This window comes from Epibacterium ulvae (assembly GCF_900102795.1).
GTDB lineage: Bacteria > Pseudomonadota > Alphaproteobacteria > Rhodobacterales > Rhodobacteraceae > Epibacterium > Epibacterium ulvae.
The window spans coordinates 364,951-390,186 of sequence record NZ_FMWG01000003.1 but is presented as its reverse complement, the minus strand read 5'-3'; the positions used below and the strand labels follow the sequence as shown (position 1 = coordinate 390,186).

Below are 25,236 nucleotides of genomic sequence, written 5' to 3'. Positions count from 1 at the left end.
TTCAGCAATGGGGGCTGCCTATTTTTACCATCTGACCCAGCGCCCGCTGGAAGAAACGCTGCCAGTGCTGCTTGATAAAGCGCGCAGTGCTGGTTGGCGCATTGCGGTACGGGGGACAGATCCTGCACGCATGCAATGGTTAGATGACCGCCTGTGGCTTGGGCCTGATGATGGGTTTCTTGCACATGGGCTTGCTGGCGGCCCTCATGACAGCTTACAGCCGATTTTGCTCACCGCTGCGGTGGAGACTTCAAATAATCCGGCCTGTATGATGTCTGTGGATGGCGCAGAGATATCAGCGGCTGAAGTGAATGCGTTGGAACGTGTCTGTATCTTATTTGATGGCACGGACCCAGACGCAGTCAGTCGTGCGCGCGTTCAGTGGAAATCGCTAACCCAAGCGGGATGCGCTGCGCAATATTGGTCTGAAGCGAGCGGTCGCTGGGAAAAGAAAGCAGAGAGTTAGGCTTTGTTTCCTGTATTTAGCGGGTCAAAATGAGCTCGTTATTCCGGATTTCGATGCTTTGCCAACGTTGAAGGTACCCCATGCCAAGCAGTGAATTTTGTAATTCACCTTGATTGACATACGCCGTGACGTTTGTATCGCGCACTTGGCCAATATCAATGCTGTCTAATCTAACACGTGCGGTGCGCACCTCACCATTGGCTGTCTGCGCTCTGCCATGATATGGCAGGGTGTCCGGTTTGAGGCCGATCTGGGACGCGTCTTGTTGTGTCAGAACCATCTGCGTTGCGCCCGTGTCGACGAGGAATGTGATAGGCGTGTCATTCACTTGCAGTGTTAGGTAATAATGCCCGTCCCGTGCGCGCGGGACATTGATTTGACCATTGTCCTGATGAACTGCATGCTGTGGCCGGATGGTGCCGCGAATATCGTCCCATAGGCCATATGCTGCGATTACGCCGACAAAAATAAACCCCCAAATCGCAATATACTGCAGGATCTTATTCAGACCGATCCGACGCTGAGCGACAAACCATAAAACACCTGCCCCAAGCAAGATACCTAAGTAGATAAGTTGCGCTGTGTCATGTCCGTCCATCTGGGCCTCCCGCATATGAGATAGGGTGCCAAGCGACCAATTACGAGGCTGCGAACCCGAAATCGCGCAGCCCATCAAGGACAAACTGAACAGATAAGGCGGCCAACAGCATGCCAAGAAGACGGGTGACAACTGTTACGCCTGTTTTTCCCAATAGACGGGCCAAAGCACCTGAGGTGAGGCATAAAGCCAGCAAGATCAATAAGACGCTTGCCACAACTCCCATGACAGCCGCAAAGCCTATAAAGCCGGATTGTTCGCCAGCGAGAAGAATAACGGTTGCGATTGAACCGGGCCCCGCGATTAATGGAATTGACAGCGGAAAGACTGACGGATCTTCGTGCTCTTCTTCCTCTTGCCGATCTTCACGCCGTTTCGTGCGCCGTTCAAACAACATGTCGAGCGCTGTCAGAAACAGCAAGATCCCTCCAGCTATTCTAAACGCTGGCATGGAAATCCCAATGAAACCCAATACGGCTTCACCAGAAAGCGCAAATAGTGCGAGAATTCCGCCTGACACTAAGACAGCGCGAATTGCGACTTTTCGCTTCTGCTCGGGTGGCATGCCCTGGGTCAGCGCGATAAACAGTGGGGTCAGGCCGATTGGATCAATGATGACAAAGAGCGTAACAAATGAAGTGATCAGAAAGCTGGTGTCCATTAGGAGGTTTCTGCCTTTTCAAGCTTTTCGAGAGCATCCAACCAAAGACCCTCAGCACGATCTAAGGCCTCGGCACATTCGTTGTGTTTCTTTTTCCAGACCTCAATGTCTGCAGAGTTGCCGTCTTCATAAAGACGTGGATCTGCAAGCTTTTGATCCAGCTTTTCTTGCATGTCGGTCAGTTTCTCGACGCGTGCTTCACATTTGCGAACTTCGCTGCGCAGGGCAAGGATTTCGTCGCGGGAGACGCGTTTGACTTCCTTTTCGACCTTTGCTTTTGGTTTTTGCGCGGGTTTGTCGCGTTCCAGCAGGAAGCTTCTGTAGCTTTCCAAATCACCCTCATAGGGTTTCACGGTACCATTTGATACAAGCCATAAACGGTCTGCAACAAGGCTCAACAGGTGCATGTCGTGGCTTACCAGAATGACCGCGCCGGTATAGGCCGTCAACGCCTCGACCAAGGCTTCACGGCTTTCAATATCCAAGTGGTTGGTTGGTTCGTCCAGGATCAGGATATGGGGGGCGTCCAATGTTGCGATCAGCAAAGACAGCCGCGCTTTTTGACCACCAGACAAACGCCCAACCTCGGTGGTTGCTTGATCTGCGCCTAACCCAAACCCGGCAAGCCGTGCCCGGTTCTGTGCAGGAGTTTCATTCGGACGCAGGCGCCGCAGGTGTTCAAGCGGCGTTTCATCTACATACAGCTCATCCACCTGATGTTGTGCAAAAAATCCGATGCGCAATTTGTTTGAGCGCGTCATTTTGCCACTTAAGACGGGCAGGCGATCAGATAGCATTTTTGACAAGGTTGATTTCCCTTGTCCGTTCTTGCCCAGCAGCGCGATGCGATCATCCTGATCAATGCGCAGATCCATTTTATTTAGGATCGCCTTCCCGTCATAGCCCACGCTGGCACCTTCAGTGGCGATAATGGGCGGTGATAACTCTTCGGGTTTCGGGAAGGAAAACACAGTGCGCGCTGCATCTTCCGGGGCGCGAATAGTCTCCATCTTTTCCAGCATCTTGACCCGGCTTTGGGCTTGCTTGGCTTTTGTGGCCTTCGCTTTGAAACGATCCACAAAGGACTGTAAATGCGCGCGCTGGGCTTCTTGTTTTTTGGCAGCCGCTGCTTGGTTGGCGCGATTTGCCGCGCGTTGGCGGGCAAACTGGTCATAATTGCCGCTGTAAAACGTCAGATTACGATCCTCAAGGTGCAGGATCCCGTTTACAGATCGGTTTAGCAATTCGCGGTCGTGGCTGATGATGATGACTGTATGCGGATAACGCACCAGATAGTGTTCAAGCCACAAAGCCCCTTCAAGATCGAGGTAGTTTGTCGGTTCGTCCAGCAGCAAAAGATCTGGTTGCGCAAAAAGCACTGCAGCCAAAGCGACACGCATACGCCAGCCGCCGGAAAAATCAGCGCAGGGGCGTTGCTGATCTTCATAGTCAAATCCTAATCCTTTGAGGATTGAAGCGGCGCGGGCTTCGGCGGACCAGGCATCAATATCAACAAGCCGGGTTTGGATCTCGGCAATACGTGTGGGATCTTCTGCGGTCTCGGATTCTTTCATTAACGCGGTACGTTCAATGTCAGCTTCCAACACGGTGTCGATCAAAGAGGTTTGCGATGAAGGTACTTCCTGAGCAATGCCGCCAATGCGTGCCTTGCCGGGCAGGGTGATCTCTCCACTTTCAAGCGACAATTCGCTGCGGATCAGGCGAAACAGCGTGGTTTTGCCTGTACCATTACGGCCCACCAGACCGACTTTATGGCCTTCGGGAATGGTTGCACTTGCGCCGTCGAAAAGCGGACGACCCTCAACGGCATAAGAAATATCAGAGATCCGTAACATGGATGCGGTGTGGCGCAGTGGGCGCAGCCTGTCAATGCGCTTTGGTCTTCTTTTCAAGGGGCAAACTCCCACGCCAAGCGCTAGGAGAGCCGAAAGATTTAAAAGAACAATTCCCTTCCCAAGAGACCAAAGGCATGTTACGCGGCGCGCAAAGTTTTCACGCATTGGGGGCTGGCCCCGTGCATTTTATTCAGGAGAGCCGAACCATGGCAATTCAACGCACCTTCTCGATCATCAAACCTGATGCAACCCGTCGCAACCTGACTGGCAAAATCAATGCCAAATTTGAAGAAGCAGGCCTGCGCGTTGTTGCACAAAAGCGTATCCACCTGAGCAAAGCCCAGGCTGGTGAATTCTACAAAGTTCACGCAGAACGCCCTTTCTACGACGAACTGTGTGAATTCATGGCATCTGCGCCGATTGTTGCACAGGTTCTGGAAGGTGAAGACGCGATCGCGAAAAACCGCGAAGTTATGGGCGCAACCAACCCTGCAGACGCAGACGCTGGCACCATCCGCGCAGAGTTTGCTGAATCTGTTGGTGAAAACTCTGTACATGGTTCAGATGCACCTGAGACCGCTGCAGAAGAAATCGCATATTTCTTCTCCGGTCTTGAGCTGGTTGGCTAAGGTCGCTTAGCGCACTAAATTATGAGGCTGCTGCAGGATTGCGGCAGCTTTTTTTGTTTTAAGAAATCAAGTTGCGGTTCTTTTGCGAATAAAACGATAAGGCTGTCATTTGCCCGGCAGCAATGGCGGCAAACATCAAAAAGGCAGACAATCCCACACCCGGCATGGCCATCAAAGATTCTGAAAACAACGATTGCGTGGCCCCCATCAAGACGCGGCTGCCAGGTACAAGAATAATAATGCCTTGTACGATATAGATCGCACCGGTCAATTTCAGCACTTTGGCCAGCCAGGTGCCATAGACAGTGATCAAGGTCGCACTGACCCAAGTGCCGACAATCCAACCCGCGCCAAAACCTAGATAAAGTGGGCCCCACATGCCGATGATTGTAACGGGAACAGCCAAGATAATATCGCGTAGACGTGCGTTGAATATCAGTCCAATCGAAAATGATAGAGCTGGTAGGGCAACATAAGCCAGCCAGCCCGGCACTTCGTTCACATTTGGCGCAGATGGTGGGCTATCCCAGAAAATGCCGCCCAAGCTCAACCCAATGTAGATGCCGATGAACAATTTCATCAACACAAATAAGGAGTGTGCTAATAAGCTGACCCCAGAAATTAGGTCGTTGAAAGCCAAACATTCCAAAGCATTGGCAATAGAAAGACCGGGCACAAATAAGATAACGGCAGCAATGGCCAACCCCCAAAGCGGGACTTCGTATCCTTGACTGCTGAAGAATGAAACAGTGAGTCCAGCGACAACTGCGCTGAGAAACTCGACCAATTTCGCACGATCCCCTTGACACATCTGTTGGCAAAGCCAGACGAGTAACCCCAGCAGTGGAGACAAAAATACCGTCTGTGCGCTCACGCCGATTAGGGAAAGAAAGGCTGGAGGCAGGATAATATTTGCCACCAGAATAAGCCAGAGTGGGTAAGCACTGGCGCGATCCACTGGGGGGAGTGTCGGGTGACTGATCCTTGTAATGGTATCGGCCAACAAACTAAGGTCAATCGAGGCTGGAGATAAGCGCTGGATCACCATTTGATTGTCTTCGTCTGGAAAATGATAGGTCAGTGATGTGGGGGTTGCCTGCACGACTGCATTTATACCTTGAGTTATGGCATAGTGCTGCACGTATTTCTCGATTTTATAAGGAGCACAGCCACTTTGGTGCAGCGTTTCACCGATGTGAACGATATCACGTATAAGAGCGGCTGGCGCCATGTCGGAGCAATCCTAATGTCCAAAGTGAAGACGTGTTGAGCTAAGAGGATGCCAAATAATGGCTCTCTTGGGAAAACTACAAGTAGAATCCATCTATTAGGTTGAAAAATTATTAGGTGCCGCGTTGAGGTTCGATTACACCAATGCTGTCCAGAATACGTTCGAATTCGGAGAGATCTTTGTCAAAGCTTTGCGCTTTGATGGCGTCAAAGCGCTGGCGCAACGCTTTTTTCTCGTCCCCTTTACAATCGTTCCATGGACGTCCCTGTAGGGCCATTACCAAAACATAGTAACCGATAAAATGTGGTTTGCTGCCAGAGTTCAGAAGCTTTGCATATGCAGCATCCGCGCCAAGCGCGCGCAATTCTTCTGCTGAATTTATCTGAGCCCTGCGGCAAGCCTCTTCATAGGCTGGGCCGAGGTATTTGATGGATGAAACAGGTGTCGCCATAGCGAGAACATAATGAAAACACCGTAGGGAGTCACCTAGAAAACCAATATTCTAGGGCGCGCAATCTGTGCTTGCTAAAATAGTCCAGCTTCTTTGGCAATCAGAGCAGCTTGTGTGCGATTCTTCGCGTCTAGTTTGCGGCACAGGGTACGTACGTGAAGTTTGATAGTGACCTCTTGCAGTTCCAACTCACGTGCGATTTCTTTGTTGGACAAGCCGCGGCTCAACCCGCCCAGAACTTCCATCTCACGCGGGCTTAACTTCTGTGCGATTGGATGATCGCGGGTGTTGGATTGTTCGCGCATCAAAGACACGGGCATATATACTTCACCTGCGCACATAAACCGGACCGCGTTCAAAAGGGACTGTGCGCCCATGGTTTTGGGAATAAAACCAATCGCACCTGCGTCTAACGCATCCTGGGCCGTACGGGCAGGGGCGCTACCAGACAAAATGCCAACACCTTTATTTCCGTTCGCATTGAGCGCCCGTGACAGGCCATCCAATCCCATCATACCGGGCATGTTGTAATCCAGAAGCACCAGATCGTAAGGACCGTCAGATTCAATTAGTGACAATGCAGATTGCAGATCTACTGCGGTTTCCACCTCGGCTCCGCCTTCTGATTTTAGATAGGCGGAAATCGTTTCACGGACCATGTCGTGGTCATCTGCAAGAAGTATACGCATCAACGAAGCAACCTTATGTTGATAATAGTCTTCTAAGCCTAACGCGTTATTAGTTTCAAAACCATCAACTTTTGCGAGTGCACTGTGCGAAAGATCTTGCATTTTCGTTCTCCAATATCCCAAATCCATTGGGTTATGATAATCTGCCGAAAATCTTATCGTTAAGGCACGTTAGCCTAGTTCAAACGTTCAGAGAGTAGAAACCTTTATACGAAAGGATAGAGTAATATCCTCAGTCGCCAATGCACAAAGCAGCAATCTGTGGAATAGTCGCGCTGTTCAGTAAATATCAGGAGCAAATCGAATGATCGCAGTTCTCAAGCGCATGGTGATGATTGTCGCGATAGTTTTTGCGGGCGTAGGGGGCGCGCATGCCGGTGCGACACTTCTTCAGGTTGATGTGTTGAATGATGATGGTAGCCTACGCGAAAGCCATTCTTACACGCTTGATGATTTGCGCGCGGTTTCTGCTGAAGGGTTCGAAACCAACACGATTTGGACTGAAGGCGTGCAACAGTTTAAAGGGGTGGCCCTCTCCACGCTTCTTGAACAGCTTAACGTTTCAGGTGGCCAGTTACAGGCGGTTGCGATCAACGACTATTCGGTAACAATTCCAATCACTGACGCTATTGCTGGAGGGCCTATCGTTGCATATGAACGTAACGGCGCCTCGATGAGCGTGCGAAACAAAGGGCCACTCTGGATCGTCTATCCTTATGATCGTGACCCAAGCTACCAGACCGAGGCTGTATATTCACGCAGCATCTGGCAGCTAGAGAAAATTATTGTTTCAAAGTAAAAAATGAAGGGGAGTATGAATGGGCGAAGATCGCCTGGAATTTAAATTTCCCCGGATTTTAGTTGGGTTTACAATTGCCATCATTCTCCTGTTATTGCTGGAGGCGGTTTGGCTTGGCGCGAGAGTATTAGACAGATTGGAAGATCTGTCTATCGCTCAGACTGACAATCGCCAGTGGAACCTGACGCAGATTGAAGTTGAACACCTAAAAGTCGAAAATGCGGCGCTTGCGGTGCAGTCACTTGAGGATCTGCCAAGCCTAAGGCGTGTGTTTGATGTGTTTTACAGTCGCATTATAACCGTTCGTGAAAGCCGTGTCTTTGCCCCCCTGCGTGAAAACGAAACAGCTTTAAGGCATCTTCATGATATCCAGTCGCAAATCGATGAGATGGCTACCTATATCGATAGCACAGATGCTGAACTGTTTGCTCAGCTTCCACTGCTTAATAGCCTGCTGCAAGACAATCGTGAGAGCATTAGACGGTTCGCGCTCACTGGATTAGAAGTCTACTCGACACTCAATGAAAGTAACCGCGTCGGTCTGCATGCACTGTTGTCGCAGCTCGCAGCCGTTGTGTTTGTTCTTATCACAGCGTTGATCGCTACAGTTTGCCTGCTCGCTGGATTGTACAGACGTGGACAGGCAATGGCGATCGAAAAGATAGAAGTCGCTTCAAAGCTACAAGCGATGGTCTCCTCGTCTCTGGATGCCGTCTTGGTGGTTGGACATGATGGGCGCATTCAGGATTATAATGGCGCGGCTGAAACCGTTTTTGGCTATAGTCGAGAAGAAGCGATCAACGCAGAATTTCTCCAGCTCATGGTCCCAAAGTATCTTCAAAGAGTCTACGCGGCTGGATTTGATCACTGTGTCAAGCATGGTACCTCTAGTTTAACTGACCGCGGACGAATTGAGTTGGAAGCGTGCCGTAAAAATGGTGAGATGTTCCCGGTTGAACTGTCCATCAGCGCGGCAAAATCCGGGGTAGATGCTGTATTCGTCAGCTATCTACGTGATATTTCTGATCGATATGCGGTTGAAGAGGAGTTGAGACGTGCCCGTGACAATGCGCTTGCGGGGGAACGCGCCAAAGCAGCTCTTTTGACAGTTATGAGCCACGAAATGCGCACGCCGCTGACAGGAATACTGGGCGCTGTTGATGTTTTGGAAGATACGCCCCTGACCGACGGGCAAAAACGATATATTGATGCGATGCGGGTTTCTGGTGAACTCCTGCTACACCATGTGAACGATATACTTGAACTGTCGCGCCTGGAAGCTGGGGCAAGCGTCGAGAGCGTTTCTGCCTTTGATATGGAAGGTCTTGTGACTGCTTTGGTCGGAAGCCAGCAAGCGAGTGCTCAGCGGGCAGGTCTGGATCTCTCTGTACATTGCTATCTTGGCGAAACGTCACATGTTTTGGGGCAGTCGCGTGCGCTCCAGCAAATTTTGCTAAACTTGGTGGGCAACGCGATAAAGTTCACAGAAGAAGGGGCTGTGATGGTTGATGTGTGCCGCATCGACGATACTGATCAGGTTGAAATTCAAGTTGCAGACACCGGCAAAGGCATCCCGGCTGATCACTTGGAACAGATTTTTGATGACTTTGTGCGCGTCGATGCAAGCTATGGACGTGTGAGCGAGGGAACAGGTTTGGGTTTGGCGATCACCAAACGCTTGGTCCAAGGAATGGGAGGACGCGTATCTTGTGAAAGTGAATTGGGAGAAGGCAGCACATTTATTGTTTCCGTTAATTTACCTCCTGCAGAGGCTACGAAGGAAACAAATGCGCGTAGCGCCGCGATCCCCACGCAACATGCACGTCTGTTGATTGTCGAAGACAATGACATCAATCGTGAATTGCTTTTGGAGCGCTTGCAAAAAATGGGTCATAATGTGACCGCAGCCTCGGGGGGGGCAGAGGCTGTAGAGGCGGTAAGGCAATCCACGTTTGATTTGGTTCTGATGGATATCAGCATGCCAGAAGTCGATGGTATAGAGGCCATCACACGTATTCGAGATCAAAACCTAGCGCCAGACACAGATATCGTGGCTCTCACAGCCTATGTGGGCGCTGACGACCATGAGCATATTCTGGAGGCTGGTTTTGTAGAGGTACTGACCAAACCTATCGACAAACCCGCTTTGGAAGATGTGATCTTCCGCCGGGCTGGTGGTCTCAGCCAGGAATCCGAGGGCACGGCTGGCTCTGATATTGCGCAATATTTTACAGCGCTGGGCCCCGAACGTGCGCGTGTCTTTTTGGTTGAATTTCAGGAGGATGTTGTGCGTTTTTCACGTACTCTGCAAAGCGCATTGTCAAACGAGGTACGCGCTGAAGCACATCGTTTGGCTGGGTCGGCAGCCGTGTTAGGTCTTGGTGAATTACGTGAGCTGCTATTGAGTATTGAAATGGCCGATGCAGGCGTTGATCCTGGCTATGCTCATTTTGCCTCTATTTGGGAGAAAGCAAACGCGCATTTGAAAGAATATTTGTGAGTATAGTTTTTATTCTTTTGAACTGGTAGATGGCAGTTTCTATTGCCCAACCTAAGGATTTAGAAATGATCCACCCGACCGCGTCCTTCAAGGATAATCTTAAACTTTTACCGACAATCGAAAACCTAACGCGCATCGATCTGCTTGATGGCAAGGGGGATGTTGTCGCGTCGATTGAAAATAAGCCTGGAAAGCAAGGCTCGTTGGCTGTCTACAATTATCTCCATTTGCACTTTGGAGACATCACCGCAGATGCCGCAAAGCACGGTTTGGACGTTTTTGCAGAACATACAATTGATGCAAAGAGCCGGCCTGGCGCGCATCCAAATATTGACCTTTTGTTGGAAATTCTCACGATGGGCAAAGTATTGCACGTAGGACTCCAAGTTTCGAATTAGCGTGATTTCCGGGGACTATTAAAAAATGGTCCCGAACTGTGTGTCTCTTTGCGGGGCGATAGTGTTTACAACCATGGCTTTGTGGCACAAATCGCCTGAGGAGATTCACTTTGTGAAACCAGCATAATAGCCGTAAGTCATGAGCAATTGGGCCTCCACCAAGTACAAGACCACCGACTGGTCGGCTTACAATAAAACGTTGAAGCGTCGCGGACCCCGTTCAATCAGGTTTGAGCCTGACACGACGTGGGCCCCGCCGCCCAGCGGCAAACGCGCTGCAGTGCTTATTCAGCGACGTTGTAATCCAGATGTGCCTGACGATAAAAATGGTATTGGGTTTGCCACCCCGACAAACGACAGTCTTCGTTTAATCCCGCGTTTCGTGAGGCCTGGCAAAAGGGGTGCTGCTTTATTCCGCTCTCAGGATACTCGAGTCGCGCTAGAGAAATGGTGTCAAGTCGCTCTATTGCGTCTCAAGCACATGCAATGACGGTCGCGACCTTGAGATTATAAACCTCAGATATCCGCAATCCCGCACCACAGCTGCCCGGAAGGAGGCGCGAGTGGGTTCGCCCGCCCGCCCATTCGGTCCAGCAGAACCTTTATTCCGGAGCTACTGTACTTTGCCCCCTGGCTAGGTCATGTTGACAAATTGCGGACCCGTAGGCGCTGAAGTCAGACAGTCGAGAGCTAGTTTGCCGTTAACGTAATATTTGATTTAAGCCCTTCTACGTCGAAACCTCCTCCAAAACTTACATCTATCAATTTGTGCGAATTTTCCCAATGTATGCCATCGTGGCTTCCCCACGACTTGTAAAGGTATAGATCTCTCGAAAGCTGTACTTTTCCGTTTAGTTGAACTTCAGATGAAAAAAGGGATCCGTTCGCATTCAGTACGACTGGAATGTAAGTGTCCTTTGGAAAAAAAACGACGAATTCGCCCTCTTGAGGGAGGGGATCGCCAACTTGAACAATTGGAAGGTTTAATATTTCGGTAAGCGGTACCGGACGAATTGAAGTGCAGGCCGCGAGAACTACCGAAGTTAAAATCATTACGAAAAATTTCATATTGTAGAAAAATCCTTAAAAGGTTGCGGATTATGTATGTTTTTGGGGGGACAATCCAAAACGATAATCTGGCCATTCTATTCACGGACGCGAATTAGGCCGGAAACAAAACCGTACTTTCACCGAAGTCAACTCCGGTGAGCGAAACCTGAAAGGCTTCGGTCGGTCGTGGTGGCGGTTTGGGTGTTTGTTAGACTGAGCCTCGGCATGCCCACAAATATCTTGATTAACTGCATTTTCCTGTTGAGACAATTTTTTTGTGATTATGGAATATTTATCGCTCCGACCTGTCTATTCAAGGTAATCGCAACAACCCGCAGCAACGGGATGGAGGCAGGGCAGTGATGTTCGGAGACAAACTAGTCCAGGAAATTCCACACTTGAGGCGTTTCGCACGATCCCTCACACGCGACAAAGATGAAGCGGATGATCTGTTACAGGCAACTTTGGAACGCGCGCTTGCCAAGAAACACATGTTACGCAAACCTGGAAGTCTCAGAAGCTGGCTGTTTCGGATCATGTATAATTCTCACATCAATACTCGACAGAAAGCAAGTGCACGTGAGATTCCGATGGATTTTCTGGAGGATTCGCCCCTGGTCGTCTCCGCGATCGCCAATCAGGAACAACAGATGGAAGTGAACGACATTTTGGCGGCGCTTTACCAATTGCCGATTGAACAGCGCGCCGCGATCTCCCTTACGGCCATTGAGGGCTTATCTTACCGCGAAGCATCGAAAGTTTTGAAAATACCGCAAGGCACATTGATGAGCAGATTGTTTAGAGGTCGGCAGGCACTTCGTCGAACGACTGGAGAGGATATCGTTGCGCTGCGAACCGGCCCAACCCTCTTTCGTGTGAAGTGAGGAAGACATGACAGACGGCAAACCAAACGCTACGATCACCGAGGCCGACCTAATTGCCTTTGCTGACGGGACGATTGATCCGGCCCGCCGGGCCCTAGTGGCTGATGCAATTGCGCGGGACTCCGAGCTTGCTGCAACAATCGCTGCATTCAGGCAGCAGACAATCGTATTGCGACAAGTGTTTGATCCTGTCTTTGCTGAACCGATCCCTCAGAAATTCGTGGAGACCGTTCAAACAGACCATGTCTTGCGACCCTGGCGCATGCTCGCTGCGGCCTGCGCAATCTTAACAATCGGGGTCTGCATGGGCTGGATCGCTCTGGACGTTGTATTCGGCGATCCGCTCGGTACCAGCCTAGGCCAACGTGGCGCGCTCGCTTACGCTACATTTGGGGCACATGACGCTCCGGATCTGGACGTATCATCTGCCGAAATATTAGAAGGCCACTGGCTGATCAAAACCTTGTTACGAGACACGCCTGTTCCAGATCTTGAACCACTTGGAATGAAACTAGCTGGTGGGCGCCTCATGATGGGGGAAACACAGCCGGCGGCATTGTTGATCTATCATGGGGAGAATGGCCGCAAACTAACAATTTTCATGCGTAGTGATATTGATCCTGTGAGAACCATTCCGATCCGGCAGCATTCAGATGCATACTTTCGTTCAGCGTATTGGGCGCAAAATGAGGTAGGTTTTGCAATTTCGGGGAATCTTAGCCCAGAGAGGCTCTATGCGACGGCAGAGTTCGTTCGTGCGCAAGGTCAAATCTGATCTTTTGATTTAGTCAAGAACACGTGATCCGCTTGAGGAGGTGGGAATAAACAAACCTGCAGTCTGTCTTGTCCTTATCTGAAGCTTACACATCCGCTCGAAAGGACAACAGATGCTTGACAGACGACGCTTTATAAAAGGTACGGCGACCACAGCTGCGCTTACTATGAGCATGGCGCGCGCCAGTAAAAATGCAACTGCACAGCAGGTGCGAAGTCCGGATATCTTGCTCAAGGATCGTGTAATTCTAACAAATGAAAGCTCCAATACGCTTTCGGTGATTGATCCGAACACCAATCTGATCGAGCGCACGATTAATCTGACGTCGTTTGACGAAGACCCGCGTCCACCATTTCGTTTCGTAACCCGTGGCGTAGTTCCGACCCATACCGCCATGGTCAACAAAGCTTTGTATCACGGTGCCATCACTGTTCATGGCGCGGCACCAAACCCGGATCAAACGATGATCGCCTGCACAGGGCGTGGCACGAGTAACGTGTATCTTGTCGATACACGGAGCCTTAGGGTCATTGGAAACCGTCCCAATCCCAAGGCGGGACCCGATACCAGCCCGGATGTGATCAGCTCTGGTGTTCTTGTCGGGCGTGAACCGCATGAACCAACCTTCAGCCGCAGCGGCAAGGAACTTTGGGTCGCCCTGCGCGGGGAAAACCGGTTTGCGATTTGTGACGTTGAAGATGCAATTGCCGAGGCTCATGGTGAGCCCATTCGCGCGGTGCGGCGCTATCTGCCCACCATTGACGGCCCCGCTCAGGTCTGGTTTTCGAAAGATGGCGGGACGGCTTTTGTGATTTCTCAAAAAGTTTCGAAAATCGATATTTTTGATGTCAATCTGGGTTCCGATGGTTATTCGAACCCGGTGCGACGCCAGACGATCGATATTTCGGAACAGGACCCGTTCGGTTTTACACCGTTTCAGAAAGTGTCGCCCGACGGTGAAGAAATGTGGATCAGCCACAAGATCGCGGACGGTATCTCTGTGCGCCGTATCGAAGGAGGCCAGGAACTGCTCGACCACATCCGTTTCGAAGATGGCGCGCGCCCGAACCATGTGGAGTTCTGCGAGAATGACAACGGCCGTGTCGTTTATGCAAGCTTTGCGCGGATTGACGATGATGGCCCCAACGGTGTTGCCTCCAGCCGCATTGCTATCATCGACCGTGATGCAGCCGCCGGTCAGCGCCGGGTGGTTGGCCATTTTTTCAGCCATGGTCGCGACAGTCACGGGATTTGGACCAATCCCGATGCCACCCGCCTTTACGTGGCACATGAAAAGGATGAACTTCCGGGCACCCCCAACGAAGGCCAGACCGTTACCAGTGTATTTGATGTCACTGATCCTTTCCACCCCCAGCACATCGCGCAGATTCCTCTTGGGTCGCTTGAATTGCCTTCAGGACAGCTTCGCAACAAGCAGAGTGTGAATCTCATCTATTTGCGCCCTGGTTCCCCCTTGCACACTGGTTAAGAGAAAATGACTAGCTTAGCTGACCGCTTGCGTCGCCTCGTCGGTATTGGTGGCGCACAGGAAACTGAACCGTTCGCATTCAAGCCGGAAGATATCTGCGGGATAGACCCAGACAATTACCTCGATAGCTCTAGGCGGAGTGATACGCGTAACACTCGTCACTCCGATCACTTGCCGATGTTAGGTCCAGATGTAACACCATTTCAGAAGCAGATGAATAAGGATATGGCCAAGATGATGCAGGATATGCACGCACCGGGCTACTCTGATGACGTGAATGTAGATTTTCTAGCGATGATGATACCACATCATCAGGGGGCTATTGACATGGCGAAACTCCAACTGGTGCACGGAGATGACCCTTTGACGCGGCGTCTTGCCGAAGAGATAATCGACGGACAACAGGTTGAGATACAAGCCATGCTTGCTCGGCTCAAGATCTTGCGAGAAGGCCCTGACAAAAGTCTGTCAGACTTTCCGGCGCTTGATGGAACACGCAAGTCTTAGTCAAGAAAAACCGTTTTTGGCAGATCATCTAAACATTGACCTTTTACTAGAGATCACCGCGACGGGCCAATCGATGTGCATAGGGCCCTATGTCACGGATCGGCGTGCACTACAGGGGCCATGAAAATGTTTCCGAGCTTTGTATGTCTCTTTGTTCTGCAACAATGTTTTACAGCTCCTCCAATTTAGTGGAGGAGCTGTAAGTAATTATTCGAGTCTTACTCTGTTTCAAAAATCTGTCCATTTATCGTTGGCAGCTTGATGAACGAAAGGTTCGGTTTCTTCAAATGGGTCTTCATCGAATTCCGATGCCGACTGCTGAACAGCAGGGAGCGTTTCTATGGGAGGCATCGAGTTTTTGGAATTGCTTCCCGAAGTTTTGAACTGATCCACGTGGTGGATCAGTTTTGAAGCATCGCCTCTCAAAAGATGTGCTGCGGCTGTGTTTTCTTCAACCATGGCCGCATTGCCCTGCGTCACTTGGTCAAGCTGGATCATGCCAGTATTAATTTCACTTAATGCGGTGGACTGTTCTCTCGACGACTGGGCAATCTGACTTACCAGTCCTGAAATGTCCTGAACCTGTTCGATAATGACTGTCAAAGCGTCGCCTGTTCGCCCAACCATCTTTACGCCCCGGCCGACCTGTTGACCACTTTTCTCAATCAGAGATTTAATTTCCATAGCGGCGTCTGCGGAGCGTTGCGCAAGTCCGCGAACTTCTGATGCAACGACGGCAAATCCTCGTCCAGCCTCTCCTGCACGGGCGGCCTCGACCCCTGCGTTTAGCGCAAGCAAATTGGTCTGAAAGGCAATGTCGTCAATAACGTTGATGATCTGGCTGATTTTCTGAGAAGATTGCTCGATCTCGGTCATGGCTTCAATTGTCTCTCCGACAACTTCTCCACTTTCTAGCGCTTTAGATCGCGCAGTGCCTACGGTTTTTTCTACGCTTTCAACATGCTCAGTGGCAGAGCGAACGCTGGCTGTTACCTCCTCTAGGGCAGCGGCAGTTTGTTCCAGCGTTGCGGCTTGGCTCTCGGTGCGTTGTGAGAGCTCATCTGCGGAGCCCGAAATCTCTTGCGCGCCACGGTTGATGCTGTCCGCAGTGTCGCGAACTGTAAGAACTACATCGTTTAGGCCGGTCATTGCGTTGTTCAGGCTATCGCGAAGTTTGACATGCTCTTCAGGGAATGTTTCAGTGATTTGATTGCGGAAATCACCCTTTGCCAAATCAACAAGGCCTTCACTAAGCATATTTACGACGTTCTTGTTGTTCTTTTGGACGATTTTTTCGCGCGCTTCTGCCTCAGCACCGTCACGCAATCGAACTTGCAGTTTTGCAAGGGTGCGTGAAATGAAACCTACCTCATCTTGTTTGCGCTGGCCGGCAATCTCCTGACCATAATTTTGTTCTGAAATTTGTTCCATTTCATGTGCAAGTATTTCGACACGCTGAATCAGGCTGCGCACCGTCAGCCATGCAAGCAGGCAGAGTACGAGACCTGTGATGGAGGTTGCCAGTGCAGTGGTAATTGTCGCATGTTGTGTGAATTGCATAGCTTCGGAACGGTCGATTTCAAAAACTAACCCCCACAGATCTCCACGCGGGGTTTTGACATCTGAAGTTGTTGCAACAACATCTTGTCCCGATACACCAGTTGCTGTTTTCACATATGCAGTTCCACCGGAGAGAGCTGATGTGATTTGGGATAGTGCTGGAAGCGAGTCTAGCGTGGAAAACCCGCCCTCTCTACGGGAATTTGTAAGTGCTTTTCCGTTGTTATCGACTAGATAAACCTCACCAGTTGTGCCAATGAGTTCTGAATTCGACAAAATTTCTGTCATCACATCCAAAGGCAGCTGGATGGCGACAACGCCGATTTTTTGTCCCTCGTGAAAGACCGGCGTTGACATGAACATCGCGGGGGCGTCCGCGCTTGGGGCGTAGGGGGCGATATCCGTCATGTAGAATTGCCCGTTTTGTAATTTGATACCTTCTTGGAACACTTCACCCAGGCCGCTTTGAGCGTAGACACCGTTGGTAAAATTGAGCGCAAAGTCATCTTCTTTGAAAACGGAATATATGAGCTCTCCGTTCGTGTCGAAAAGGAAAAGATCATAGTAGCCGCGTGCACGTTGATAAGATCTCAGGCCGACATGATGACGGTTGTGCACTTCTGACCAAGTGGAACCATCTTTCGCAAGTACCAGCTCGTCTTTTTGCCCGGTGGGATTTGGATTGTCGGAGATATAGAGCCGTCGCAGATCATCGCTTACGGCTCCAGCATATGCATCCCAAGCGGAAGAGAATTCATTCAACGCGGTCTGAATGCCGTAGGTGTCTGCGATTGCTAGCAAATCAACCTGGCTGTCGGAGAGCCAGCGTTCAATTTCTGAACCTTTCGATTCAACATAGCTTGTGTAAGCGGTGCGATGCTCCTGATCGATTGCATCGGCTGTTTGCTTCAGCTGCAGGAGCCCGCTTATCATTACAACGACTACGGCTGGGATTGCTATTGTTAGCGGCAATTTCCACGCCAGTTTCATATTCGCCAATATTTTCATTGAAGTCTCCTGCGGCATAGATACCCTGAATCCTGACGCAAGAATGTTCTTCTAAAGGTGTGTATATTTAGTAACTTCTACGAGTACATCGGTGATAAATGAGCCAATATGGCTCATAAAATCGTGAGATTTTCGGAGCAGTTTAGGTGTAATTCTAGTTAGGAAAGCGTAGTTCTCATCAGGAAATGAAGGTAATGTATTCATTCACTTCAAATGAAAAAAATCCAAAAAGAAATTTCTATCATTTTTTCCAACTTCTCATAAAGGAAGTTGGCTCCGACGGTAGGGATCGAACCTACGACCAATTGATTAACAGTCAACTGCTCTACCGCTGAGCTACGTCGGAATGTGGCGCTCGTATAGGACGTTGATTAAAGGAGGTCTAGAGGAAAAAGTGAGATTTTTGAAAAAACTATGCCAGGGAAAATAAACTTGCTTGTGATAGAGGGTCGCTGAAAATCACTCGGTTTTTTCCATATAGGTCAATCAGATGCGCAAGGACGTTCCGGGTTGCTGCAGGTAAGAGTTTCGCGTCAATATCAGAATAAATAGCCAACGCTAGGGCCTCAGCAGTCATTGGTTTGCGTGTCAAAGCTTCGATAATAGCTGTTTCCCGGGTTAACCGATGTTCTATGAGCCAATTAAGGCGAGTGTTGGGAGTTGTAATAGGTGCCCCATGTCCAGGATAAAATATGCGCCAATTGCATTGCGCGAGGCGTCTACAGGAGGCCATGAAATCTGTGAGATCGCCATCCGGCGGAGAAACAAGTGAACTGGCCCATCCCATAACGTGATCAGCGGTAAAGCAGGCTTCATTCCAAGCGAGACAAATGTGATTGCCAAGGTGCCCCGGAGTATGAAGAACCGTCAGCTCCCAGTCTTTTCCGGTTATTGTGTCACCATCTTTTACCGCGTGTGTTGGGCAAAACTCCCAATCAATCCCTTCTCCGCCATCCTGTAGACCTTGCAGCGCCAAGCGTTTCATTACAGGGCTTCGTCCAGCGTCTGCAGCACCGAATGCGAGAACGGGCGCCCCTGTCTTTTGTTCAAGGGCAGCAGCGAGGGGGGAGTGGTCTTTGTGGCTGTGAGTTACAATTATATGGCTGATCCGCTGATCTGGCGTTATAGCTGCCAAAATCGCCTGCAGATGAGCAGCATCATCGGGGCCCGGATCAATTACAGCGATGTCTGTACGACCAAGTAGATAAGTGTTGGTTCCTGTGTAAGTCATTGGAGACGGGTTCGCACAGCGCAGCAGGCGCAGGTCGGGTTCTAGGTGTTCGACCTGCAGTGGCGTAGATGGATCGGACATGGTTGCTCAGCGTAAGAGGTTTCAGATTCGTTTGAAACTATATTGTGCCTTCGGCTACCAAGGTGCACGAAGAAACCACACTGAAACGGATCGGTCCTTATGTCGCCTCGTGGAATGAAACGTTATATGCCGCGCAGTCTTTACGGGCGTGCTGCGCTGATCCTTTTGCTTCCCGTTGTTGCCTTGCAATTGGTCGTCTCGGTCTCTTTTGTCAAACGTGATCTTGAAGATGTGACCGCACAGATGTCACGGACCATTCTTCGCGAGATCAATTTGCTGCATGATGTCGTGGAGCAGGAAGAGACACAGGACGCGGCCATTGCGCGTTTGCAGCCGTATATTGGACCGCTCAATATTACAGCTCGCTTTTTGCCACAAAGTGCTGCATCCCCAAAAGATATCTTGGGACTGGGCGATTTTTCAGGACGGGTGGTGCAGAAAACGCTGCAGAAGAACCTGCCAAACCTTTTAGCGGTTCAGTTTCCAAACAACAAAGAGGTGCGCATTTTTACTGTGACGCATCTTGGTTCATTTGAGATTTTATTGGACCAAAGGCGCCTGACTGCTGCGGCTCCACATCAGCTTATTCTGACGCTTGTGGTGTTTAGTCTGCTTATGACGATGATTTCTTTTGTGTATATGCGCAATCAGTTGCGGCCGATCAAACGTCTGGCCAGAGCCGCGCAAGCCTTTGGTCGGGGACGGAGCATGCCCTATGTGCTAAGTGGGGCAACCGAAGTGCGCGCTGCCGGGCAGGCGTTTTTGGACATGCGTGCAAGAATCGAAAGACAGATAGAACAGCGCACTTTGATTCTGTCCGGTGTTAGCCATGATCTGCGAACACCGCTGACGCGTCTTAAACTCGGATTGTCTTTGCTGGACGAAGAAGAGATAGCGCCCTTGCTGCGGGATGTGGATGAAATGCAAGCTTTGCTGGATGCATTCTTGGACTTTGCTCGCGATTCTTCGACTAGTCGTCCAGAAGCGGTTGATCTTAAAGCGATGGCAGAGGGTGTGGTTGGTGATTGGCAGCGTCAGGGTAAAGATGTGATGCTCGGGGATATCGCGACAGCAGAAACCGTTACACTAAATGGTGCAGGTATTCGCAGGGCGGTACAGAACCTTATTTCAAATGGTGTTCGCTATGGTTCAAGAGCGAGGCTCTCGATCTTTATCTCGTCAGCCAGCATACAGATTTGCGTGGAAGATGATGGACCGGGCATCCCGGAAGAGTTGTGGGATGAGGCAGTACGCCCTTTTACCCGATTGGATCCGGCGCGAAATCAAAATAAAGGCAGTGGCGTTGGCCTAGGACTGGCGATTGTTGCGGATGTGGCACGTGCGCACGGGGGGGTGTTGCGGCTTGGAAAAAGCGAAGATCTAGGGGGCTTGAAAGCAGAGCTTGTGCTAGGGCGTGACTGAGCGGCTGGTATAAAGGCCAATCTGCTGTTGAGGAGGTGGTGGGAGATCAGAGATTCGAACTCTGGACCAAAGCGTTATGAGCGCTCTGCTCTAACCGCTGAGCTAATCTCCCGACAGCTGCGTTATAGAGCCGAACGATCTCGCTATCAATCCGTTAAGCAACATAAATGTTGGTGATTTCTCATCTAAACTTGGCGAGCCGGTTGCTGAAACTATTTATGAGGGCACCATCTTTAAAACTGGAGTGTTTTGCAGAGGCCGGCGTGTGATTTTTGATAGGCGATCTTGCAGACGACGTAAAATCTCGGACTGCACTGGGTCATAGCCTGAGGGGGTCGGATGAACGGCATAGATGCTTTTGTCTTGTGTCTGAAACTGCGGCAGAATGATTGCTAGCTTTCCAGCACAGATTTCAGGTTCGGCCAGAAGAAGCGGCATGTGCGTAAAACCGATTCCCGTTGCCATCACATCAAGAAGCATTTGTGGGTCATCTACGGTGAATCCTGTCGTGATATCAATCGTGCGCCAAGTTTCACCATCATTCAATTTTAGCACATTGCTATGCGTGTTCTCGCCATATTGGACGTATTTCATTGTGCGTAGATCATCTGGGCAACTTGGATGGCCCGCTTGCGCCAGATAGCTTGGCGCGGCCACCAACACAGTTTGAAGAGCGCCGATCTTGCGCCCATAACCAGAGGCCGGGCCTAATCCCCCCGCCCGGATCGCCAGATCGAATCGTTCTGCGACAACGTCGACGCAACGATCATCCATACGCACAATAATATTCAGGTCTGGGTAACACTGACCCATTTCAATGAGCAGTGGTGCAAGAATTACGCGACCGAGCATGTTGCCAACACTCACGCGAAAGTTTCCGGTGAAGTTATCCGCTTGGGGAGTAAGTTCTGTTTCGAGCGTAGCAAAGCCTTTTAGCAGATCTCTGGCATGTGAGACTGCAAGCGTCCCTGCACGCGTTGGCTGAACTCCCGTCGCAGAGCGATTTAGCAAAGGCTGGCCAAACAGATGTTCCAGATGCTTTATGTGCTGACTTACCGCAGGTTGTGACAGGCCGAGCTGTTGTGCTGCTCGGTTTAAGCTGCCCTGATCCACTGCAGTGACAAGAGTTTCTAATAAATTCAACCGGTCCATGTCGGCACCTTATAAGCAATGCTAATACCTGTCATCATCGAGATGTGGGTACTCTCAATAAATTACAACCCGTATGTTTGCCGCAGTTATGAATTACTGACGTTTCTGATATGGAGATCTGAGCATGACACTTTCCCGTAGACATCTCTTAAATGGAGCCCTTGCTGCTCCGCTTGTCGCTGCAGCGACATCATTGCCAAAATCTGCGAGAGCCGAAGAAACGTCGCAGTCAGAGGGGGCTTTCCATCGCTTTAAGGTCGGGGATGCAACGGTAACGGCGCTGCTGGATGGGCACATTGCATTGGGCAAGCAGATCATCGCTGGTTTTGATGAAGACAAAGCGGCTGTAGCGATGTCGGGCACGCTTTACCGGTTTAAAGATGACGCACTGCAAGTGCCTGTCAGTGGTTATCTGGTTGAACGCGCTGGAAAGTTGACGCTCATTGACGCTGGAACCGCGCAATTGATGGGGCCGGGGCTGGGTGGGCTTGGGGCCGCGTTAAAATCTGCGGGTGTCAAAGCTGAGGACATTTCAACGGTCCTGCTGACCCACATGCACCCGGATCATACAGGCGGTTTGATCGATGGCGCTGGGCAGGCTGTTTTCTCCAATGCTGAGCTTGTCGTCTCTGCAACAGAACATGGTTTCTGGTATGATGATGCCATTCTTGCCAGCGTGCCTGAGGAAAATCGACCCTTCTTCCAAATGGCCAGAGATACAACTGCGCCTTATGCAGGCCGTTTGAATCTGTTTGAAGGAGAAGCTGAAGTCGCACCTGGATTAACGGCTGTACCTTTGCCGGGGCATACGCCAGGTCACAGTGGTTTCATGCTGGATGGTGGCAGCGAAGGTGTCCTGTTCTGGGGCGACGTCATTCACCTAACCGCTTTGCAATTTGCACAGCCTGAATGGACGATCGCGTTTGATGCGGATCCTGAAACGACAGTGAAGACACGCCGCGCTATGCTAGACCGCGCCGCTAGCGATCACCTGCTGGTCACTGGAGCACATCTGGATTTTCCGGGATTGGGGCAGGTGTCTCGCAGCAAAGATGCATATGAATATGTCTCAGCCCCATGGCAGTTTGGCCAAGGGTGAGTTAATTTTCGCAAACTTCGGATCGGCTCTTTGATAGCAAAGAGCCGATTTTCCGTTTGGGTGGTTGGACAATGTGCGCAATTGGTGCAAAAGGTCGGTTATTCGGTCGATGAGGCCGATTGCTCATACCACGGGGGATCTGTTCACCATGACGGACAAGAAACGCATCGTTCTTTCCAGCGATCACGCCGCCATCGAATTGCGCCAAGCACTTGCACAGCATATTTCTGACAAAGGCTTTGAAGCGGTCGATATCGGGCCAACCACACCTGAAAGCACGCATTACCCCAAACATGGGCAGGCTGCGGCAGAACGTGTTGCGTCTGGTGATTGTGACTTGGGCATCATTCTTTGTGGCACCGGTCAGGGTATCATGATGGCGGCCAATAAGGTAAAAGGCATCCGTTGCGGTGTCTGCATGGATACGTTTTCTGCGCGTATGATCCGCGAACACAACAATGCAAATATCCTGTCGATTGGGGCTCGCATCGTTGGCGAGTCTCTTGCGACTGAGATTGTGGATGCTTTCCTTGATGCGGAATTTGAAGGCGGCCGCCATGCCACGCGCGTGGATATGATTGAAGCCTAAGAGCTGTACAGTTGAGTGTTTGAAGCCGCCAAAGACGAGGTCTGAGGCGGCTTTTTCATGTGTAAACTTAACTTCTGAGAGGATCATTGAATCCCTTATTCCCTTTGTGCGCCCCTTGCGGTAAAGGCTGCGCATCCATTTCAGAGGAGCCAAGAGATGACCAGTGGCAAGAACGGCCTGACCTATGCGGACGCGGGTGTGGATATTGATGCGGGCAATGCCCTGGTAGACCGGATTAAACCGGCCGCAAAGCGTACGAACCGGTCCGGAGTAATGAGCGGCCTTGGCGGCTTTGGTGCGTTGTTTGATCTTAAGGACGCAGGCTACTCTGATCCTATTCTTGTTGGCGCGACAGATGGCGTGGGCACCAAACTGCGCATCGCCATTGATACCGGTGTTGTGGACGGTGTTGGGATAGATCTTGTTGCAATGTGTGTGAATGATCTGGTGTGCCAAGGCGCTGAGCCGTTGTTCTTTCTGGACTATTTCGCGACGGGTAAATTGGATACCGACACTGCTGCCCGTATTATCGAAGGTATTGCCGAAGGTTGCGTTCGTTCAGGTTGTGCATTGATAGGTGGCGAAACAGCTGAGATGCCTGGCATGTATCCTGACGGCGATTTCGATCTCGCAGGGTTTTCTGTCGGCGCGATGGAGCGTGGAACTGCCCTACCTGCCGATGTGCAGGAAGGTGATATTTTGCTTGGATTGGCTTCTGATGGTGTGCACTCCAACGGCTATTCGCTCGTTCGTAAACTTGTCGAAGTCTCTGGCCTGACTTGGGATTCGCCATGCCCCTTTGGAGAAGGCACTATGGGGGAAGCGTTGCTCACTCCGACGCGTCTGTATGTGAAGCAATCTCTTGCCGCGATCCGAGCTGGCGGCGTTCATGCGCTGGCCCATATTACTGGGGGCGGCTTGACCGAAAACCTACCACGGGTACTTCCTGATGATTTGGGTGCTGATATCGAGCTGAACAGCTGGGATCTGCCTGAGATCTTTAAATGGATGGCGGCGACAGGTGGCATTGCTGAGGCAGAGATGCTCAAAACCTTTAATTGTGGACAAGGGATGATCTTGTCTGTTGCCGCTGATCGCGCTGATGCGTTGACCGCTGTTCTGGAAGGCGAAGGTGAAACTGTGACGCGCATGGGTGTTGTTACCAAAGGCGCCGGCATGCGTTACACAGGTAAATTGCTGTGAATGAGCATAAAAAAGTCGCCATCCTGATTTCAGGTGGCGGCTCCAATATGGTGACACTTGCGCAATCCATGACGGGCGATCACTTTGGCCGCCCTTGTCTGGTGTTGGCGAACAGTGCAGATGCTGGCGGTTTAGGTAAAGCCGCGGCGCTTGGAATACCAACAGCTGTTGTTGATCATCGCCCATTTGGCAAGGATCGCGCTGCTTTTGAAGCTGAACTGGTAAAACCAATCCTGGCATCCGGCGCAGATATTGTGTGCCTTGCAGGATTTATGCGCGTGCTGACAGAAGGGTTCGTGCGCCATTTTGAGGGGCATATGCTCAATATCCACCCCTCGCTTTTGCCAAAATACAAAGGCCTACACACCCATGCCCGCGCTATCGAGGCTGGGGATGCCGAAGCAGGGTGTACCGTGCATGAAGTCACTCCACGGCTTGATGACGGTCCGATATTAGGACAAGCGCGTGTACCTGTCCATGCGGATGACACAGCCGACAGTTTGGCTGCGCGTGTGCTTGTCGAAGAACATAAGCTGTATCCAGCCGTCCTGCGCCGTTTTGCAGCGGGTGTGAAAGACCCAGTTTTCCTGCCCAATTAGGGCAGGGCACGTGATCCTGAATTACCATGCCACTCTAACTCGCTGGTCGCGCGGTGTTGTGGTGCACAAAGAGCAGGTAGCCCGAGCCCTAAGATCAACAGCACTGCGATGCCATATTGAATAAGTGTTTCGGGTTGTAGGGTGATCGAGGGTACGTTTCGAATATGTTCGACCAAGGCCATTTAGGTGCTCCTTTTCTAGATGGAGTTTCATCCTATCTCGGAGCATTGAATTCTGAAAATTCATATATGATGCAAATTTCATCACACATATTGATGTCGTATTGCGCGAGTGTTGCAATGGCTATTC

The 25,236-nt window shown here is 50.7% G+C and carries 24 protein-coding genes and 2 tRNA genes; 14 read left to right on the top strand and 12 right to left on the bottom strand.

Annotated elements, in window-relative coordinates; all coding sequences use genetic code 11:
* Window positions 1–7 precede the first annotated feature (7 nt).
* A complete protein-coding gene (locus tag BLP79_RS06845) occupies window positions 8–466 on the top strand; it encodes a DNA polymerase III subunit chi (protein ID WP_090217535.1) in 459 nt (152 codons plus the stop codon).
* A 16-nt stretch (window positions 467–482) separates the two neighbouring features.
* Here BLP79_RS06845 and BLP79_RS06840 read toward each other — a convergent pair whose 3' ends face one another.
* Genes BLP79_RS06840 through BLP79_RS06830 form a run of 3 tightly spaced genes read right to left on the bottom strand, consistent with a single transcriptional unit; the run spans window position 483 to window position 3,581 of the window.
* Window positions 483–1,064, bottom strand: a complete 582-nt coding sequence (locus tag BLP79_RS06840) for a TIGR02281 family clan AA aspartic protease (protein WP_090217533.1) — start codon at window positions 1,062–1,064, stop codon at window positions 483–485.
* A gap of 40 nt (window positions 1,065–1,104) precedes the next feature.
* Window positions 1,105–1,725, bottom strand: coding sequence for a MarC family protein (locus tag BLP79_RS06835; RefSeq protein WP_090217532.1), 621 nt, complete (start codon window positions 1,723–1,725; stop codon window positions 1,105–1,107).
* A complete protein-coding gene (locus BLP79_RS06830; RefSeq protein WP_090217531.1) occupies window positions 1,725–3,581 on the bottom strand; it encodes an ABC-F family ATP-binding cassette domain-containing protein in 1,857 nt (618 codons plus the stop codon). Before BLP79_RS06830 ends, BLP79_RS06835 begins: the two co-directional genes overlap by 1 nt.
* Before the next feature lie 206 nt (window positions 3,582–3,787).
* On the opposite strand from BLP79_RS06830, the gene ndk reads away from it, so the two are divergent.
* Window positions 3,788–4,210 (top strand): nucleoside-diphosphate kinase, encoded by a 423-nt coding sequence (gene ndk, locus BLP79_RS06825; RefSeq protein ID WP_090217647.1) that lies wholly within the window; start codon window positions 3,788–3,790, stop codon window positions 4,208–4,210.
* A 58-nt stretch (window positions 4,211–4,268) separates the two neighbouring features.
* Here the strand turns inward: ndk and BLP79_RS06820 are convergent, their stop codons facing one another.
* The 3 genes from BLP79_RS06820 to BLP79_RS06810 form a co-directional block, all read right to left on the bottom strand.
* The gene (locus BLP79_RS06820) at window positions 4,269–5,441 is read right to left on the bottom strand and encodes a threonine/serine exporter family protein (protein WP_090217529.1); all 1,173 of its coding nucleotides are present in this window, start codon (window positions 5,439–5,441) and stop codon (window positions 4,269–4,271) included.
* A 112-nt stretch (window positions 5,442–5,553) separates the two neighbouring features.
* Window positions 5,554–5,892 carry a TfoX/Sxy family DNA transformation protein gene (locus tag BLP79_RS06815; protein ID WP_090217527.1) on the bottom strand — a complete coding sequence of 113 codons (339 nt, stop codon included), beginning with the start codon at window positions 5,890–5,892 and terminating at the stop codon, window positions 5,554–5,556.
* 74 nt (window positions 5,893–5,966) lie between these two features.
* Window positions 5,967–6,581, bottom strand: a complete 615-nt coding sequence (locus BLP79_RS06810; RefSeq protein WP_090217645.1) for a response regulator transcription factor — start codon at window positions 6,579–6,581, stop codon at window positions 5,967–5,969.
* A gap of 304 nt (window positions 6,582–6,885) precedes the next feature.
* On the opposite strand from BLP79_RS06810, the gene BLP79_RS06805 reads away from it, so the two are divergent.
* The 7 genes from BLP79_RS06805 (at window position 6,886) to BLP79_RS06765 (ending at window position 14,983) form a co-directional block, all read left to right on the top strand.
* Window positions 6,886–7,380: a putative pterin-binding protein gene (locus BLP79_RS06805; protein WP_090217526.1), complete on the top strand. Its 495-nt coding sequence runs from the start codon at window positions 6,886–6,888 to the stop codon at window positions 7,378–7,380.
* Window positions 7,381–7,399: 19 nt separating this feature from the next.
* Entirely contained in the window at window positions 7,400–9,880 is a 2,481-nt protein-coding gene (locus tag BLP79_RS06800; protein WP_090217524.1) for a hybrid sensor histidine kinase/response regulator, read from the top strand.
* A 29-nt stretch (window positions 9,881–9,909) separates the two neighbouring features.
* The gene (locus BLP79_RS06795; RefSeq protein WP_232716191.1) at window positions 9,910–10,278 is read left to right on the top strand and encodes a DUF2322 family protein; all 369 of its coding nucleotides are present in this window, start codon (window positions 9,910–9,912) and stop codon (window positions 10,276–10,278) included.
* A gap of 1,412 nt (window positions 10,279–11,690) precedes the next feature.
* Complete coding sequence (locus BLP79_RS06780) at window positions 11,691–12,212, top strand: sigma-70 family RNA polymerase sigma factor (RefSeq protein WP_090217518.1); 522 nt, start codon at window positions 11,691–11,693, stop codon at window positions 12,210–12,212.
* Window positions 12,213–12,219: 7 nt separating this feature from the next.
* The gene (locus tag BLP79_RS06775) at window positions 12,220–12,987 is read left to right on the top strand and encodes an anti-sigma factor family protein (RefSeq protein ID WP_090217516.1); all 768 of its coding nucleotides are present in this window, start codon (window positions 12,220–12,222) and stop codon (window positions 12,985–12,987) included.
* Between the two features lie 112 nt (window positions 12,988–13,099).
* A complete protein-coding gene (locus BLP79_RS06770; RefSeq protein WP_090217515.1) occupies window positions 13,100–14,476 on the top strand; it encodes a YncE family protein in 1,377 nt (458 codons plus the stop codon).
* Window positions 14,477–14,482: 6 nt separating this feature from the next.
* Window positions 14,483–14,983, top strand: coding sequence for a DUF305 domain-containing protein (locus BLP79_RS06765; RefSeq protein ID WP_232716193.1), 501 nt, complete (start codon window positions 14,483–14,485; stop codon window positions 14,981–14,983).
* Window positions 14,984–15,211: 228 nt separating this feature from the next.
* Here BLP79_RS06765 and BLP79_RS06760 read toward each other — a convergent pair whose 3' ends face one another.
* The 3 genes from BLP79_RS06760 to BLP79_RS06750 form a co-directional block, all read right to left on the bottom strand.
* On the bottom strand, window positions 15,212–17,551 hold the full coding sequence (locus BLP79_RS06760) for a methyl-accepting chemotaxis protein (RefSeq protein ID WP_090217513.1): 2,340 nt from the start codon (window positions 17,549–17,551) through the stop codon (window positions 15,212–15,214).
* 271 nt (window positions 17,552–17,822) lie between these two features.
* A tRNA-Asn gene (locus BLP79_RS06755) sits at window positions 17,823–17,897 on the bottom strand.
* Window positions 17,898–17,963: 66 nt separating this feature from the next.
* Window positions 17,964–18,863 carry an MBL fold metallo-hydrolase gene (locus BLP79_RS06750; protein ID WP_090217511.1) on the bottom strand — a complete coding sequence of 300 codons (900 nt, stop codon included), beginning with the start codon at window positions 18,861–18,863 and terminating at the stop codon, window positions 17,964–17,966.
* 99 nt (window positions 18,864–18,962) lie between these two features.
* On the opposite strand from BLP79_RS06750, the gene BLP79_RS06745 reads away from it, so the two are divergent.
* Entirely contained in the window at window positions 18,963–20,285 is a 1,323-nt protein-coding gene (locus BLP79_RS06745) for an ATP-binding protein (protein ID WP_090217510.1), read from the top strand.
* A gap of 36 nt (window positions 20,286–20,321) precedes the next feature.
* Here the strand turns inward: BLP79_RS06745 and BLP79_RS06740 are convergent.
* Together BLP79_RS06740 and BLP79_RS06735 are read right to left on the bottom strand one after the other, a co-directional pair.
* Window positions 20,322–20,397 (bottom strand) — tRNA-Ile (locus tag BLP79_RS06740).
* A 104-nt stretch (window positions 20,398–20,501) separates the two neighbouring features.
* Complete coding sequence (locus tag BLP79_RS06735; RefSeq protein WP_090217508.1) at window positions 20,502–21,437, bottom strand: LysR family transcriptional regulator; 936 nt, start codon at window positions 21,435–21,437, stop codon at window positions 20,502–20,504.
* A gap of 124 nt (window positions 21,438–21,561) precedes the next feature.
* On the opposite strand from BLP79_RS06735, the gene BLP79_RS06730 reads away from it, so the two are divergent.
* From BLP79_RS06730 to purN, 4 genes are all read left to right on the top strand, one after another.
* Entirely contained in the window at window positions 21,562–22,536 is a 975-nt protein-coding gene (locus BLP79_RS06730) for an MBL fold metallo-hydrolase (protein WP_090217506.1), read from the top strand.
* 148 nt (window positions 22,537–22,684) lie between these two features.
* Window positions 22,685–23,125 (top strand): ribose 5-phosphate isomerase B, encoded by a 441-nt coding sequence (gene rpiB, locus BLP79_RS06725; protein WP_090217642.1) that lies wholly within the window; start codon window positions 22,685–22,687, stop codon window positions 23,123–23,125.
* Between the two features lie 156 nt (window positions 23,126–23,281).
* Window positions 23,282–24,328 carry a phosphoribosylformylglycinamidine cyclo-ligase gene (gene purM / locus BLP79_RS06720; protein ID WP_090217504.1) on the top strand — a complete coding sequence of 349 codons (1,047 nt, stop codon included), beginning with the start codon at window positions 23,282–23,284 and terminating at the stop codon, window positions 24,326–24,328.
* On the top strand, window positions 24,325–24,927 hold the full coding sequence (purN, locus tag BLP79_RS06715) for a phosphoribosylglycinamide formyltransferase (RefSeq protein WP_090217502.1): 603 nt from the start codon (window positions 24,325–24,327) through the stop codon (window positions 24,925–24,927). The genes purM and purN overlap by 4 nt, the downstream gene beginning before the upstream one ends.
* Here the strand turns inward: purN and BLP79_RS06710 are convergent.
* Window positions 24,924–25,109: a hypothetical protein gene (locus tag BLP79_RS06710; protein ID WP_090217500.1), complete on the bottom strand. Its 186-nt coding sequence runs from the start codon at window positions 25,107–25,109 to the stop codon at window positions 24,924–24,926. The genes purN and BLP79_RS06710 overlap by 4 nt on opposite strands.
* Window positions 25,110–25,236: the final 127 nt, after the last annotated feature.

Excerpts from the sequence above, each read along its gene's own strand:
- BLP79_RS06845 (WP_090217535.1), top strand. The coding sequence starts at position 8 with ATGGGGGCTGCCTATTTTTACCATCTGACCCAGCGCCCGCTGGAAGAA.
- BLP79_RS06840 (WP_090217533.1), bottom strand. The coding sequence starts at position 1,064 with ATGGACGGACATGACACAGCGCAACTTATCTACTTAGGTATCTTGCTT.
- BLP79_RS06835 (WP_090217532.1), bottom strand. The coding sequence starts at position 1,725 with ATGGACACCAGCTTTCTGATCACTTCATTTGTTACGCTCTTTGTCATC.
- BLP79_RS06830 (WP_090217531.1), bottom strand. The coding sequence starts at position 3,581 with ATGTTACGGATCTCTGATATTTCTTATGCCGTTGAGGGTCGTCCGCTT.
- ndk (WP_090217647.1), top strand. The coding sequence starts at position 3,788 with ATGGCAATTCAACGCACCTTCTCGATCATCAAACCTGATGCAACCCGT.
- BLP79_RS06820 (WP_090217529.1), bottom strand. The coding sequence starts at position 5,441 with ATGGCGCCAGCCGCTCTTATACGTGATATCGTTCACATCGGTGAAACG.
- BLP79_RS06815 (WP_090217527.1), bottom strand. The coding sequence starts at position 5,892 with ATGGCGACACCTGTTTCATCCATCAAATACCTCGGCCCAGCCTATGAA.
- BLP79_RS06810 (WP_090217645.1), bottom strand. The coding sequence starts at position 6,581 with ATGCGTATACTTCTTGCAGATGACCACGACATGGTCCGTGAAACGATT.
- BLP79_RS06805 (WP_090217526.1), top strand. The coding sequence starts at position 6,886 with ATGATCGCAGTTCTCAAGCGCATGGTGATGATTGTCGCGATAGTTTTT.
- BLP79_RS06800 (WP_090217524.1), top strand. The coding sequence starts at position 7,400 with ATGGGCGAAGATCGCCTGGAATTTAAATTTCCCCGGATTTTAGTTGGG.
- BLP79_RS06795 (WP_232716191.1), top strand. The coding sequence starts at position 9,910 with ATGGCAGTTTCTATTGCCCAACCTAAGGATTTAGAAATGATCCACCCG.
- BLP79_RS06780 (WP_090217518.1), top strand. The coding sequence starts at position 11,691 with ATGTTCGGAGACAAACTAGTCCAGGAAATTCCACACTTGAGGCGTTTC.
- BLP79_RS06775 (WP_090217516.1), top strand. The coding sequence starts at position 12,220 with ATGACAGACGGCAAACCAAACGCTACGATCACCGAGGCCGACCTAATT.
- BLP79_RS06770 (WP_090217515.1), top strand. The coding sequence starts at position 13,100 with ATGCTTGACAGACGACGCTTTATAAAAGGTACGGCGACCACAGCTGCG.
- BLP79_RS06765 (WP_232716193.1), top strand. The coding sequence starts at position 14,483 with ATGACTAGCTTAGCTGACCGCTTGCGTCGCCTCGTCGGTATTGGTGGC.
- BLP79_RS06760 (WP_090217513.1), bottom strand. The coding sequence starts at position 17,551 with ATGAAAATATTGGCGAATATGAAACTGGCGTGGAAATTGCCGCTAACA.
- BLP79_RS06750 (WP_090217511.1), bottom strand. The coding sequence starts at position 18,863 with ATGTCCGATCCATCTACGCCACTGCAGGTCGAACACCTAGAACCCGAC.
- BLP79_RS06745 (WP_090217510.1), top strand. The coding sequence starts at position 18,963 with ATGTCGCCTCGTGGAATGAAACGTTATATGCCGCGCAGTCTTTACGGG.
- BLP79_RS06735 (WP_090217508.1), bottom strand. The coding sequence starts at position 21,437 with ATGGACCGGTTGAATTTATTAGAAACTCTTGTCACTGCAGTGGATCAG.
- BLP79_RS06730 (WP_090217506.1), top strand. The coding sequence starts at position 21,562 with ATGACACTTTCCCGTAGACATCTCTTAAATGGAGCCCTTGCTGCTCCG.
- rpiB (WP_090217642.1), top strand. The coding sequence starts at position 22,685 with ATGACGGACAAGAAACGCATCGTTCTTTCCAGCGATCACGCCGCCATC.
- purM (WP_090217504.1), top strand. The coding sequence starts at position 23,282 with ATGACCAGTGGCAAGAACGGCCTGACCTATGCGGACGCGGGTGTGGAT.
- BLP79_RS06710 (WP_090217500.1), bottom strand. The coding sequence starts at position 25,109 with ATGGCCTTGGTCGAACATATTCGAAACGTACCCTCGATCACCCTACAA.